Here is a 13911-nt window from a genome sequence, read left to right as displayed (position 1 = left end):
AAGCAGTCATAGGATTCATATGTGCCGTACCAGGGGGCGGACAGGGATGAGCAAAGCATCGAGGTTTTTTGCGGTAAGTGTTCTAGCGTTGGCGGTGACCGGCTGCGCAGTCAAGACCCAGCCGATCGAGCCGGGCGTCAGCGAGCAGCGGGCCAAATCCGATCTGGCCAAGATGTTCAAGGATCAGGAGGCCCTGCAAGGCCCGTTGACCCTGCACGAAGCCATGGCGCGTGCGGTCAAGTACAACCTTGAAGCGCGCCTGAAAATCATGGAAGAAGCCCTGGCCCAGCGCCAGGTCGACCTCGCCACCTTCGACATGCTGCCACGCATGGCCATGTCGGCAGGCTACGCCGGGCGCAGCAATGTCAGCGCCTCCAGCAGCCAGAGTATTCTCACCAATACCCAGTCTCTGGAACCGTCCACCTCACAGGACCGCGACCGCGATGTGGCGGACCTGACCATGGTCTGGAACGTGCTCGACTTTGGCGTCAGCTACGTCAACGCCAAGCAGCAGGGCGACCAGCGTCTGATCGTGCAGGAGCGCCGGCGCAAGGTGGTCCAGACCATCATTCAGGATGTGCGCTCGGCGTACTGGCGTGCCGTTGCCGCCGAACGCCTGCTGGCCCAGATCGACGCGCTGATGGCGCGCGTCGACCAGGCCAAGGCCAACAGCCAGCAATTGGGCGAACAGCGCCTGGGCGATCAGATCGCCACGCTCAACTATCAGCGCGCCTTGATCGAAGCCACCCGCCAGCTCGAAGAACAGCGCCGCGCGCTGTCGCTGGCCAAGACCGAGCTCGGTGCTCTGATCAACCTGGCGCCCGGCACCAAGCTGACCCTGGCCGCCAGCAACGACTACAGCGTGCCCGAGCTCAAGGTCGACCTCGCCACCCTCGAACAGCAAGCCCTGGCCTCGCGCCCTGAATTGCGCGAGCAGGACTACCAGGCGCGCATCAGCGCCGCCGAAGTGCGCAAGTCGATGCTGCGCATGCTCCCCGGCCTCGAGTTCTCGGCCGGCGGCCATTACGACAGCAACAGCTTCCTGAGCAATCAGAGCTGGGCCGACTACGGCGTCAAGATCACCTGGAACCTGTTCAACGTGATCTCCGCGCCCGCCGCGATCAACGTCGCCAAGGCCGGCGAACAGGTGGTCGAAGCCCGCCGTCAGGCCATGTCGATGGCCGTGCTCGCCCAGCTATACGTGGCCAACGCCAACTACAACGAAGCTCGCCGCCAGTTCGCCACCAGCCAACAACTGGTGTCGCTGGATGGGCAGATCGTCGAGCAACTGCGCAACCGCCATCAGGCCCAAGGCATCGGTGAACTGGAGCTGATCCAGGGCGAGCTGAATGCCCTGCAAGCCGACCTGCGCCGCGACCTCGCCTACGCCGAGCTGCGCAACAGCTACGGCCAGGTCTTCGCCAGCGCCGGCCTCGACCCATTGCCAACCAAACTGCGCTCGGACTCGCTGACCGACATCGCCCAGGCCCTCAGCAGCAATGAAAGCCGCTGGCAGCAGGGCGACATCACCCCAGGTCTGTAAGGCCCGGCCTGCGACCCTGTTCGTGCAGGGTTGCAGCCAGCCTCAAACCAAAGCTTCAAGCACGTAAGCCAGCAAGCGCTCGGCCGAATGGCCAAGCGTTTGTGCGCCCGTCTGCAACTGCAACTGCGGCTGCTCGGGCGTTTCATACGGCGCATCGATCCCGGTAAACGCCGGCAGCTCGCCCGCCCGCGCCCGCCGATACAAACCCTTCGGGTCACGCCCCTCGCACGCTTGCAGATCCGCGCTCAGATACACCTCATGAAAGCCCGCCTTGCACGCCCGCCGCGCCGCCGCCCGATCTGCTCGGTAGGGTGAGATGAACGCTGCGATGCAGATCAGCCCGGCATCCGCGAACAACGCCGCCACCTCACCGGCACGGCGCACGTTTTCGCTGCGATCGGCGGGGGAGAAGCCCAGGTCGGCATTAAGGCCAGTGCGCAGGGCGTCGCCGTCGAGGACGTAACAACCGTAGCCGCGAGCGGTCAGTTGTTCGGCGAGGGCGGTGGCCAGGGATGACTTGCCGGCGCCGGAGAGGCCGGTTAGCCAGATCACCGCGCCGGGGTGGCGGCGGGGGGTAGCAGCAGGGGGTGTGGCGACAGTTTGCACTTGGCTGGATTCCATTCCCGGTGAGCATGCTGAGCTTACTGGACTATTGCTGAGTTGGCGGTGGCAGAGCAACTGCTGGCTGAGGCAATCTACACAAAAAGATCGTGAGCCAAGGGCGAATTGCCATAGGGAGAGCAGAAATGGATTTCACAGTCATCGATGTCGAAACAGCCAATCCAAACCTGGCGAGTATTTGCCAAGTTGGCATCGTGGTCTTTCGAGGTGGGATGCTGGTTGAGAGCTGGAGCTCACTGGTCAATCCCAACGACTATTTTCATCCGATGAATGTTTCCGTGCACGGCATTGATGAGTCGATGGTTGCCTCTGCTCCATCGTGGCAGGAAGTCTATCCACTGATTTTGCCATTCGTAACTGGACGTATTGTTGCCAGTCACATGCCTTTTGACCGGACTGCCACGCTGCGAGCTTGTCAAAGCGCCGGCCTGGAGCATTTCGATTGTTCATGGCTGGATACCGCGCGAGTAGCCCGCAGGGCGTGGGGTGAGTTCTCTCGTTCTGGATACGGTCTGAAAAACCTTTGTGCGACGTTCGGTATTACCTTCCAGCATCACGATGCGCTCGAGGACGCACGGGCCGCTGGTGAAGTTCTGCTTCGTGCAATCGCTGATACTGGCGTTTGCGCAGCTGAATGGTGTGCTCGCGCTATTACGCCTTTATCACCGGCGAGGCCGACTACTGAGCTCACCGTTGCGCAGGACGGTGTCCTTTGCGGCGATGTAGTGGTGTTCACTGGAGCGCTATCAATTCCTAGGCGGGATGCTTCTGCACTGGCGGCGGCGAATGGGTGTGAGGTCGGCGCCGGCGTGACCAGGCACACCACACTGCTAGTGGTGGGCGACCAGGACATCAGCCGCCTGGCTGGAAAGGACAAAAGCACGAAACATGTCAAAGCTGAGGAGCTGATCGCCAAAGGCCAGAGCATTCGAATCCTGGGTGAAAGCGACTTCCAGGCAATGTTGCAGCCGGTCTAGACCTGTGCGATGTACTTGGCTTGGTCAGGGGTAAATGTGACGGTCATCTCAGTCTTCGAGCACGTTAGCGAGATTTCTGCGGTGAGGTCGACCTCAAGGTCTTCGCCCCGAAGGCCTTGCCACTGTGCCAGGTACTTCAGCGAACCGTACTTTTCCGACTTGAGCAACTTGCGGCTGACCCCGCCCTTCCAGCCAAGTACTGGCAGCTCGCCGCTCTTGCATTGGAGTGCGAGGTCAGGCTTCTCTGTCGCGCGCTGACGGCCTATTTCCCAGCATCTGATCAAGCCTTGGTCCGAGCTGCTCCAGATTTCCTGGTGGCTCAGATCGGTTCTGGTAGGTTCACTTAACTTGCGTTGAATAAGCATTTTTTGTCCTTTCTCTGCGCTGCTGGATTGGGTGATGCCAGCAATCGGTCCTTCCTGAATTGGCGGTTATGGTATCGAAATCAGCTGGGCCGGGGCAGATATTCAACGCATTGGCTTTGACCAATCTAATTGTAGAAATAGGCGTGACAGACGCTATCTTGACTATTTCAGCGGCCTTAATGACTTGACGGGGTTTTGTCGATACCGCTGGCGTCGTCAGACCTGACGCTCAATGCCGTGCATCAAGTCGCGCAGCGCGCCGTTCTGTTATAGCGGGTTGATACCAGCACGGTCGTGGTTGACCCAGGCTGCACGGAGGGCCAGCGCGGTCGTGAGTGGCTGGGGGTGGGCAGGTGAGGGTGGGTGTGGGGTTTGTGAGTGCCAACCCGCCTAGAACAAGGTTTCAGCAACGTTTCTTAACCCTGTCGGCTAAACAGCACAACTGGTCCGCATTAGTTGGGGCATCAAATCTATAGCGTTGGGCGTCTTCTGGTTTGTACCTAGATGGGCGATCCACTTCAAACGGTCAGGTTTTGGTTTTTATGTAGTTATTAACGACATGTCTTTACCTGCGAGATATTTTTACAATGATCTTTCAGTGTCGACAGGCAGGCTTGGCCATGAGTGGTTTGACTGGCCCAGTAAGCGTAACGAGGAGCGGATGCAGGGTGGCCAAAAGCTATCTTGTTCTATTAGCATTTGATTGCGAATTGATAACAAAGGGCGTTTGGGATACCCGGGAAGATTTGCAGATCTAGCATGCCCAATCGATACGATTTTTCCAGGGTGAACAGCTGTGTTGGTTCGGCAGGCGGTCATGGGCTCTGACTCAGGCTTCAGATGACAATTAAGACGATGGATAGAGGAAGGACATGAAGTCAGAGACGTTGACCGTTCAGCAGATTTTTCAGGACCGCCGGCAGTACTGCGTGCCTTTTTATCAGCGGGCCTACGTATGGACCCTGCGTAATCAGTGGACAGCGTTGTGGGAAGATATCCACGAAAAGGCACTAGCTCGCGTTCAGGGCATGGCGATCACCCCGCATTTTCTCGGAGCGGTAGTACTCGAGCCGCAGGTGAAAGAGGGGCTGATGGGGGTAGACACACTGCACATCATTGATGGGCAGCAACGCCTGACAACCCTGCAGTACATCCTGGCTTCCTTGTATCTGGCACTTGAGGCGACCGGGCTCTGTGAGTTCCAGCCAGCCTTGCTGGGCTGTATGCAAAACAGCAACGAAGGAACGATGCGCAACCCCGCAGTGGAGCGGTTCAAGCTGTGGCCTACATTCAGGGATGAACAACACTACGTCAGAAGCCTAGCTGCCCAGAGTCTTGATGAACTGTGCAAAGCTTTTCCGGACAGTTTTACGCAGCACGGCTCCTTGCGAGTGCACCATGCTCATCCGCCGTCGCTGGAAGCCTTGTGGTTCTTCACCCGAACCTTCGTAAAGTGGATCCGTTCCGATAACGCTTCACCTCAGCGCAATGCTGAAGCATTGATCATGGCCGTACTCAAAGACCTCAAACTGGTCAGTATCTGTCTTGAGGCAGAGGATGATGCTCAAGTGATCTTCGAAACCCTAAATGGCCGAGGTGCTGAACTCCACGCTACCGATTTGATTCGCAATTACATCTTTATGCGAGCTGAACACGACGGGGTACACGCCACGGCCTTGTATGAGGAACAGTGGAAGGGATTCGAGGACAGCTACTGGTCTGAGAGGCAGCGACGGGGGCGGTTGAGCAAACCGCGGATGGAGTGGCTGATTCACGCGACTCTTCAGGCCGAGATGGGCTGCGAGATCGATTTATCAAGGCTGTACAATGAATATCGGCGTTATGTAGCCACTACATCCCCGTCGCCGAAGGCCGATCAGCAAGTAATGGCGCTCAATCGCTATGCGATCCACTACAAGGCTCTGATCAAGGCGTCTGCGACGTCGCCAATCGGGCGGCTGGCGCAGCGGATAGCTGCCTACGATGTCACCACGTTGCATCCACTCGCCCTGCTCATTTCCGTTTCCGACAACGCTGACGCTGAAAAAACGGCGATGTATGACGACTTGGTCTCGTACGTCGTACGTCGTGCGATCTGTGGCCTGACCTCCAAGAATTACAACAATGTCTTCATGAATGCCCTGCGTCACTTATCTAGAACCTGCGTATCGGCGCAGGAGCTGCGCAACAACCTCAACGCGCTGGGTGGGGAAGCATCGCGTTGGCCGAGCGACGCGGAGTTTTTCAATGCCTGTACCTGCGGTTCGTTGTTCCCTGGTCGCCTGGACGCACCCCGCATGCGTTCATTGCTGACTGAGCTGGAAGGTGCGCTGCGCCTGACGGTAAAGTGCGAAGAGCCGGTGTCCCCTGATCTTTCCAGTCTGGACATCGACCATCTTATGCCTCAGTCCTGGTTCACCCACTGGCCGCTTCCGGGCGGCACCATGGTTACCGATGCAGAGGTCACATCCGTAGATGAGTTGCTGCTCATGGGAGGGGCGCTGTCTCCGGTTCAAGTTCAAATCGGCCAGCGTAAGAAGGCGATAGCGACCTTGGGCAATCTCACGTTGCTGAACCTGAGCGTCAACCGTTCCGTGCAAAACTACGCTTTTGCTAGAAAACAAGATGAATTTATCGCTCATACCAGTCTGCGCCTGAATGTGCCGCTGATCAGCAAGACTGGTTGGGATGAAGTACAGATTGCGGAACGGGGTGAGCAGCTTGGGCACCTTGCGCTGCAAGTTTGGGCGAAGAAGGGCTGATCTGTATCGTTCCGCAGTCGTGATCCTTGTCGGCGCCGCTGAAGCTGGTGCGTAGGTGGAGAGAATATATGGCGTTTGATTTGAGCAATACCTTGGTCGTCGGTATCTCCGCGACTGCGCTTTTTGATATGAGTGAATCCGATCAGATGTTCAAGGCTGCCCTTGAAGCGGACCCGGAAAGTGTTATCGAAAATTACCGCCAGTACATGCAGCAGCGTGAGGATGATCCGTTGACGCCCGGCACCGGCTACCATCTGGTCAAGGCGCTGCTGGATCTGAACCAGCATATGAAATCTGAGGATTCTTCGCCATTGGTGGAAGTGGTAGTGATGTCGCGGAATAGCCCCGATACGGGGATACGTGTGCTCAAAACCATTCGCCGGGACAAATTGGCCATCACCCGATCCGCGTTTACTGGCGGAGAATCGGTGGCCGACTACATGGATGCATTCGACGTTGACTTGTTTCTAACGACCAATGTGGATGATGCGCAAAAGGTCATCGATTCCAGGCAATGTGCTGCCGCGATCCTGAAAGCGCCGCCTGCGAACGCTCCGCAAATTCCGCAGGGCCAGGTCCGGATTGCATTCGATGGCGACGCAGTGCTGTTTTCCGATGCCAGCGAACTGGTGTACAAGAAGGAGGGACTGGACGCTTTTCAGGCACGGGAAGATGCCTTGCAACATACGCCCATGGATGAAGGCCCCTATGCCAGTCTGTTGTTGAAGTTGGCACGGTTGCAGGAGCGTCTGCCAACTGGTGGTAAGGACTCACCCATCAGAATTGCAATTGTCACCGCGAGAAACTCTCCATCAGAAATGCGTGTGATCAATACCCTACGCGCCTGGGGTGTGTATGTTGACGAAGCATTTTTCCTAGGCGGGGTCGGCAAGTCCAAAGTACTCAGAGCATTTAATCCTCATATTTTCTTTGATGATCAGGATGTGCATCTGGAAGGAGCCGCCAGCCTAGTGCCTTCTGGCAAAGTGCCTTATTTGACAAGGTCAACGCCGCTCGAAGATTTGCCTGCTCAAGCTCAGGCTTTGCAGGGGTCGGTTGCATAGATGAGGATTGCCGGGACAGTTCGCGGCCGAAATCGCTGTAGTTGATGCCGTCGTTATGGACGAGTTCGCAGTACCAGTGGCGGAAATGTGCATAAGCGCTGTATTGGGTAGGCGAAAGGTTCAGCCTTCTGGATCATCAGGCCATTCAAGCCCCAGCCTGATCTGCCAGCTTCCCCCAGAACTCCTGCGCCGACTGACTGATCGGCCCGGTTGGCCGGGTCAGGTGAATCTCCAGCGGAATATCCCAGCTCTCATCCAGCGCCCGCACCAGGCGGCCATCGGTCACTTCCTGTTCGGTCAAACTGCGCGGCAGCCAGGCCACGCCTTTGCTCTCCAGCGCCATCGACATCAGCACCGCCGCCAGGTGGCTGCTGAACAGCGGCTTCAGGTGCAGGTATTCCTCCTTGCCGCGCAAGCGATGGGCAACGATGCGCCCCAGGCCCGACTCATGGGTGTAAGCCAGATAAGGCAGCGCCTCAGGTGAGGTGCCAAAGTTGGCCGATGCACTCGCCAGCGGCACCAGCACATCCTCGCCGACCTTCTTGCTGACGAACTGGTCCGGTGCCAGCAGCGGCGGTACATCGGGATGGCGGTGGCAGAGCATGAACTGCACCTGGCCATGGATCAGCATCTGCTCGCACACCGCCATGCTGTCAGAATGCAGCTGCACCGCTTCGATCGGCGCGCCGTTTTCAGCACTGCGCAGCCACCTCGGAAAGAACGTGAACGACAGCGAATGGGTGGCGGCAAAGTGCAGCGACTTGGCGGCCATGCCGGCCACTTCCTGGGCCTCGGTGCGCATGCGGTACAGGCGCCGGGCGGCGTCCTGGGCGCTGGGCAGGATCTGCCGGCCGGCCTCGGTCAAGGTCGCGCCCTGAGGGGTGCGGATGAACAGTTGCACGCCCATCCAGTTCTCCAGCGCCCGTACCCGACGGCTGAACGCCGGCTGGGTAACGTGGCGTGCTTCGGCGGCGCGGACGAAGCTGCCGTACTCCGCCAACGCGGAAAGATCCTCCAGCCAAACCAGTTCCAAGGGCCATGCCTCCTGTGCATAGGGTCCGGCATTAATAGCATTGGGCGGGTACCCTCGCAACGCCTAACGTGGGGCCACAAACAACAACAGGAACCCCGCCATGCGCATCGTCGACATTCGTGAAAAAACCGTTTCGATTGCCTCGCCCATCGCCAACGCCTACATCGACTTCTCGAAAATGACCTGCTCGGTGGTCGCCGTGGTCACCGATGTGATCCGCGATGGCAAACCAGTGATCGGCTACGGCTTCAACTCCAACGGCCGCTACGGCCAGGGCGCGCTGATGCGCGATCGCTTCCTCGCGCGCATCAGCGAAGCCGACCCGGAGACCTTGATCGACCACGAGAACAACAACCTCGACCCGTTCGCCATCTGGAAAACCCTGATGACCAACGAAAAGCCCGGCGGCCACGGCGAGCGCTCGGTTGCTGTTGGCACCATCGACATGGCCGTGTGGGATGCCGTCGCCAAGATCGAAGGCAAACCGCTGTACCGCCTGCTGGCTGACCGCTACCGCAATGGCGTTGCCGACGACAAGGTGTGGGTCTACGCCGCCGGCGGTTACTACTACCCCGGTAAAGACCAGACCAAGCTCAAAGCCGAAATGCAAAGCTACCTCGACCGCGGCTACGACGTGGTCAAGATGAAGATCGGCGCCGTGCCGCTGGACGAAGACATCCGCCGTATCGAAGCCGTGCTCGAAGTGGTCGGCGATGGCCAGCGCCTGGCGGTCGACGCCAACGGCCGCTTCGACCTGCAGACCGGTATCGCCTATGCCGAGGCGATCAAGAAGTACAACCTGTTCTGGTACGAGGAAGTCGGTGACCCGCTCGACTACGCCCTGCAAGCCGAACTCGCCAACCACTACGAACTGCCGATGGCCACTGGCGAAAACCTGTTCTCGCACCAGGACGCACGCAACCTGCTGCGCCACGGCGGCATGCGCCCCGACCGCGACTACCTGCAGTTCGACTGCGCGCTGTCGTATGGCCTGGTCGAGTACATGCGCACCCTCAAAGTGATGGAAGACCTGGGCTGGTCATCGCGCCGCGTGGTCCCCCACGGCGGCCACCAGATGTCGCTGAACATCGCCGCCGGCCTGCACCTGGGCGGCAACGAATCCTACCCCGACGTGTTCCAGCCATTCGGCGGCTTTGCCGATGGCATCCAGGTTGAAAACGGCTATGTCGGCCTGCCGGATATCCCCGGCGTGGGCTTTGAAGCCAAGTCCGCGCTGTACGCCGTCATGCGCGAACTGGGCGAGGGCTGAGCCACCCCCGCGCTGCGGTCTCGCGACAGAGACCGCAGCCGCCGGCGTCGCCCGCCGACGCCACGCCACACGCCCATCACAACAATAAAATGAGGTGCATTCGTGGAAACGTCCAAGTCCCGCTGGTACAGCCAACTCTACGTGCAAGTGCTGATCGGCATCGTCATCGGCGCCGCCATCGGTTACTTCGTGCCCGACATCGGCGCCAAGCTGCAGCCGTTTGCCGACGGCTTCATCAAACTGATCAAGATGCTGCTGGCGCCGATCATCTTCGGCACGGTGGTAGTCGGCATCGCCAAGATGGGCAGCATCAAGGAAGTCGGCCGCATCGGCGTCAAGGCGCTGATCTACTTTGAGATCCTCTCGACCATCGCCCTGGTCGTTGGCCTGATCGTGGTCAACCTGGTCAAACCCGGCGAAGGCATGAACATCAATGCCGCCGGCCTCGATGGCAGCGCCATCAGCAAATACAGCCAGGCTGCCAGCGAGCAGGGCGGCACCGTCGACTTCTTCCTCAATATCATCCCGAGCACTTTCGTCGGCGCGTTCTCCAATGGGGTGATGCTGCAGGTCATTCTGCTCTCGGTATTGATGGGTGTGGCGCTGGTGCAGATGGGCGAAACCAGCAAGCCGCTGATCAACACCATCGACCTGTTCCTGCAGGGCCTGTTCAAGATCGTTGCCATGGTCATGCGCCTGGCCCCGCTCGGCGCCGGTGCCGGCATGGCGTTCACCATCGGCAAGTACGGCATTGGCACCTTGCTCTCGCTTGGGCAGTTGCTGGTCGCGCTGTACATCACCACGCTGATCTTTATCGTGGTGGTGCTCGGGGCCGTTGCCAGATGGTCGGGCATGCCGCTGATGATGTTCTTGCGTTACTTCAAGGACGAGATCCTTATCACCCTCGGCACCTGCTCAACCGAAGCCGTGCTGCCGCGGATGATGGTCAAGCTGGAGAAGCTTGGCTGCAAGAAATCGGTGGTGGGGATGGTGTTGCCGACCGGGTATACCTTCAATGCTGACGGCACTTGCATCTATCTGACCATGGCGGCGATCTTCATCGCCCAGGCGACCAATACGCCGCTGACGTTCATGGATCAGATGATCTTGCTTGGGGTGTTTCTGCTGACCTCGAAAGGCTCGGCCGGGGTGGCGGGGGCAGGCTTTGTGACGCTGGCGGCGACGTTGACCACGATTCATTCGATACCGTTGGTGGGGCTGGTGTTGCTGCTTGGGATTGACCGCTTCCTGAACGAGGCGCGGGCAGTGACCAACTTGATTGGTAATGGGATTGGTACGATTGCGATTGCCAAGTGGGACAACTCGTTTGATGTGGCAGCGTGTGAGCGCGAGATTGCTGCGATGAAGGAAGAGAAGGCGGCGAGGAAAGCCCTGCTGGCGCAGAAGTAAGCCGCACGCGTGTGTGTGTAGGAGCGGCCTTGTGTCGCGAAAGGGTCGCGTAGCGGCCCCAAACCCTCAGCTTCGCCGCCAACATCGCCGGGCCAGCTGCGCTGGCCTTTCGCGACACAAGGCCGCTCCTACGCCGACCGCTTCATACCTGGAGTTCAGCTCTCGACGGTTTGCTGCTTGGCGATTTCCTGATTACGCAAGATGAACCGCTGCAACTTGCCGCTCGGGGTCTTCGGCAGTTGCTCGACAAAGTCGATCTCACGCGGGTAGGCATGTGCGGCCAGGCGGTTGCGTACGTGCAGGCGCAGCACTTCGGCCAGCTCAGGGCTAGGAACATGACCGCTGTGCAACACCACAAACGCCTTGATCAACTCGGTGCGCTGCGGGTCGGGTTTGCCGATCACGGCGGCTTCAACCACCGCCGGGTGTTCGATCAGCGCGCTCTCGACATCGAACGGGCCGACGCGATAACCGGAGGTGGTGATCACGTCGTCGTTGCGGCCGACAAAGCTGATGCTGCCGTCGTCATTCAACTCGACGATATCGCCGCTCAGGTAATAGTGGTCGACAAAGGCCTTGGTCGGCATGCCGTAATAGCCGTCGAACCAGCACAGCGGCGAGCGCTTGCGGTCGACTGCGAGCACGCCCGGCTGACCGGGTGGCAGCTCGCGGCGCTGTTCATCCAGCACCACGATGCGACAACCCGGCACGGCGTAACCGGCTGAGCCCTCGCGGACCGGGTGGCTGAGGCCGTGGTGGTTGCACAGCACCATGCCGACTTCGGTCTGGCCGTAGTGGTCGTGAATCACCACGCCAAGCTCTTCGGCAAACCAGCGGATCACCTGCGGATTGAGCGGCTCGCCGGCACTGCTGACGGCGCGCAGTTTGCCGCGAATGGCATCGGAGAATTCAGCACCCGCGGCGATCAGCAAGCGGTACGCGGTGGGTGAGCCGGCGAGGTTGCTGATCGCGTATTTGTTGATCAGGCGGCTGGTGCTTTCGACCGAGAACGGGCCGTCGTAGAACAGCGTGGCCTGGCCGCAGGCGAGCGGGCCGGTGACGGCGTAGTACAGGCCATAGGCCCAGCCGGGGTCGGCGAGGTTCCAGAAGCGGTCGTCGTCGCGCAGCTCTATCGCGTCGCGCATATAGCTCTTGAACGCGAGGATGGCGCGCAGGGGCACTTCCAGCGGTTTGGCCGGGCCGGTGGTGCCGGAGGTGCACATCAGCAGAAACGGCGCGTTGCCGTCGAGCAGCGCCGGCGGGCAGTCAGCCGAATGTTGGGACAGCACGTCCCAGAAATCGAAGTCGTCCAGGTCCAGCCGGTCTGCGCCAACCACGATGATGTTCGGGCAGTCGGCGATCTCGTCGAGCTTGGAGCGGTTGTGCGGGTCGGTGAGCAGCCAGCGCGCCTTCGAGCAGCTCAGGCGTTGTTCGATGGCCTTGGGGCCGAACGCGGTGAACAACGGCTGATAGACCGCGCCGATGCGCCAGGTGCCGAGGATGGCAATCAACAGCTCAGCGGTGCGCGGCATCAGCCCGGCGACGCGGTCGCCGGGCTTGACGCCCTGGCTGCGCAGGAAGTTACCGAATTGCGAGGCCTGAATCTGCAGCTCGCTGAAGGTGTGCTGGGTAGCACGGCCATCGCGGGTTTCGCAGTACAACGCCACCGCGTCACTGTAGGCGTGGCGGTCGCAGCATTCGATGCAGGCGTTCATCGCGGCCAGCTCGCCGTGCAGGTCTTGCGCGGCCAACTGGTGGTAATTGAAGGAGGTCACTGCTGAGTCGTAATCGCGCATAAAGTACCTGATTGTTATTGTTTGGAATCTTTAACGCCGCGCTGGCGCTGGGTTAGCTGTCGATCATCTGCGCTGCTTGTTGCGTTGCCTGACTGGTGCGCGTGGCCAGCTTGCGCACCTCGTCGGCCACCACCGCAAAGCCACGCCCGGCTTCGCCTGCGCGGGCCGCTTCGATGGCGGCGTTCAAGGCCAGCAGGTTGGTCTGGCTGGCGATGCCCTGGATGGTGGCGACGATGTGGGTCAGTTTGCCCAGGGTCTCCTGCATCACCTGGTGTTGTTGCGCCTGCGCCTCGCGGATGGTGCTTTCTTCATGGCGGGCATGGATATCAGTTATAGCCCCAACTACCCGCAACGGCGCGCCATCAGCAGCACGCCGGGTTTGCCCGCGGCCGCGGAACCAGCGGTAGGCGCCGCTTTGGTGGCGCAGGCGATACTCGACATCGAACGGGGTGTTGCCGCTGCGATCGTCGACATGGGCGACAAACGCCGCGATGGCGCGGGCGCTGTCGTCGGGGTGCAGGCGGGAGGTCCAGCTTTCCAGGGTGTTGGGGAATTCTTCGACGGTGCTGCAGCCGAGCAGCCTGCGCATCTGCGACGACCACCAGATGGTGTTGCTCGGGTTGGCCGGGTCGCCGGCGACGACTTCGATATCCCACAGGCCGTCGTGGAGCATTTCGCGGGAAATGTCGAAACGCTCGGCGGCCAGCTCAAGCTCTTGGATGTGCAACTTTTGCTGGTGGATGTCCCGCAGGGTGCCCGCCGTGGCGATGGCAACGCCGTTGGCGTCACGCAGCGAACTGCCGCTGACCCGGCACCAGCGATAGTCGCCGCCGGCGGTGAATTTCATGCGCAGGTCCAGCGCAAACGGTGTGCGCCCGCTGCGGTCGGCGAGGTGCCGGGCGAGGGCTTGCTGATGGGCGTGGCGATCAGCCGGATGCAGCTGTTCGTGCCACTGGCCTAGCTCAGGCAGATGTGGTGCATGGATCGCGGCCGAGCCCGTCCACTCCATCGCGCAGTCTGGCGCAGGCGTGCCTGAGGCAGGCAAATGCAGTTGCCAGAACAACTCATCG

10 protein-coding genes and 2 pseudogenes are annotated in these 13911 nt (G+C 60.2%); 6 read left to right on the top strand and 6 right to left on the bottom strand.

The genetic code is table 11. The annotated features are described in order from the left end of the window. Positions 1 to 46 precede the first annotated feature (46 nt). A complete protein-coding gene (locus tag ACIOAU_RS20610) occupies positions 47 to 1543 on the top strand; it encodes a TolC family protein (RefSeq protein ID WP_401184318.1) in 1497 nt (498 codons plus the stop codon). Between the two features lie 42 nt (positions 1544 to 1585). Here ACIOAU_RS20610 and cysC read toward each other — a convergent pair whose 3' ends face one another. Further along, on the bottom strand, positions 1586 to 2149 hold the full coding sequence (gene cysC / locus ACIOAU_RS20605) for an adenylyl-sulfate kinase (RefSeq protein ID WP_259078840.1): 564 nt from the start codon (positions 2147 to 2149) through the stop codon (positions 1586 to 1588). 140 nt (positions 2150 to 2289) lie between these two features. On the opposite strand from cysC, the gene ACIOAU_RS20600 reads away from it, so the two are divergent. After that, entirely contained in the window at positions 2290 to 3141 is an 852-nt protein-coding gene (locus ACIOAU_RS20600; protein WP_401184315.1) for an exonuclease domain-containing protein, read from the top strand. Here the strand turns inward: ACIOAU_RS20600 and ACIOAU_RS20595 are convergent. Continuing rightward, a complete protein-coding gene (locus tag ACIOAU_RS20595; protein WP_401184313.1) occupies positions 3138 to 3506 on the bottom strand; it encodes a hypothetical protein in 369 nt (122 codons plus the stop codon). The two genes, ACIOAU_RS20600 and ACIOAU_RS20595, sit on opposite strands and share 4 nt — an antisense overlap. 872 nt (positions 3507 to 4378) lie before the next feature. Here ACIOAU_RS20595 and ACIOAU_RS20590 point away from each other — a divergent pair. Together ACIOAU_RS20590 and ACIOAU_RS20585 are read left to right on the top strand one after the other, a co-directional pair. Next, positions 4379 to 6268, top strand: a complete 1890-nt coding sequence (locus tag ACIOAU_RS20590) for a DUF262 domain-containing protein (protein WP_401184310.1) — start codon at positions 4379 to 4381, stop codon at positions 6266 to 6268. 68 nt (positions 6269 to 6336) lie between these two features. Next, positions 6337 to 7332: a 5'-nucleotidase gene (locus ACIOAU_RS20585; protein WP_401184307.1), complete on the top strand. Its 996-nt coding sequence runs from the start codon at positions 6337 to 6339 to the stop codon at positions 7330 to 7332. 145 nt (positions 7333 to 7477) lie between these two features. Here ACIOAU_RS20585 and ACIOAU_RS20580 read toward each other — a convergent pair whose 3' ends face one another. Further along, positions 7478 to 8365 (bottom strand): LysR family transcriptional regulator, encoded by an 888-nt coding sequence (locus ACIOAU_RS20580; RefSeq protein ID WP_150572290.1) that lies wholly within the window; start codon positions 8363 to 8365, stop codon positions 7478 to 7480. A 100-nt stretch (positions 8366 to 8465) separates the two neighbouring features. Here ACIOAU_RS20580 and ACIOAU_RS20575 point away from each other — a divergent pair, with 100 nt between their 5' ends. Beyond that, positions 8466 to 9635 carry a mandelate racemase/muconate lactonizing enzyme family protein gene (locus ACIOAU_RS20575; RefSeq protein ID WP_181107836.1) on the top strand — a complete coding sequence of 390 codons (1170 nt, stop codon included), beginning with the start codon at positions 8466 to 8468 and terminating at the stop codon, positions 9633 to 9635. Positions 9636 to 9737: 102 nt separating this feature from the next. After that, on the top strand, positions 9738 to 11045 hold the full coding sequence (dctA, locus tag ACIOAU_RS20570) for a C4-dicarboxylate transporter DctA (protein ID WP_150572289.1): 1308 nt from the start codon (positions 9738 to 9740) through the stop codon (positions 11043 to 11045). Positions 11046 to 11200: 155 nt separating this feature from the next. Here the strand turns inward: dctA and ACIOAU_RS20565 are convergent, their stop codons facing one another. The 3 genes and pseudogenes from ACIOAU_RS20565 to ACIOAU_RS20555 all read right to left on the bottom strand — a co-directional run. After that, a complete protein-coding gene (locus tag ACIOAU_RS20565; protein ID WP_401184303.1) occupies positions 11201 to 12841 on the bottom strand; it encodes an AMP-binding protein in 1641 nt (546 codons plus the stop codon). A gap of 61 nt (positions 12842 to 12902) precedes the next feature. Next, positions 12903 to 13157 (bottom strand): annotated as a pseudogene (locus tag ACIOAU_RS20560) (methyl-accepting chemotaxis protein); the annotation flags it as partial. A gap of 30 nt (positions 13158 to 13187) precedes the next feature. Further along, positions 13188 to 13850, bottom strand: a pseudogene (locus ACIOAU_RS20555) (PAS domain-containing protein); the annotation flags it as partial. Positions 13851 to 13911 lie beyond the last annotated feature (61 nt).

The organism is Pseudomonas sp. NPDC088322 (assembly GCF_044740745.1).
Classification (GTDB): Bacteria; Pseudomonadota; Gammaproteobacteria; order Pseudomonadales; family Pseudomonadaceae; genus Aquipseudomonas; species Aquipseudomonas shirazensis.
This window is presented reverse-complemented; position numbering and strand designations above follow the sequence as displayed.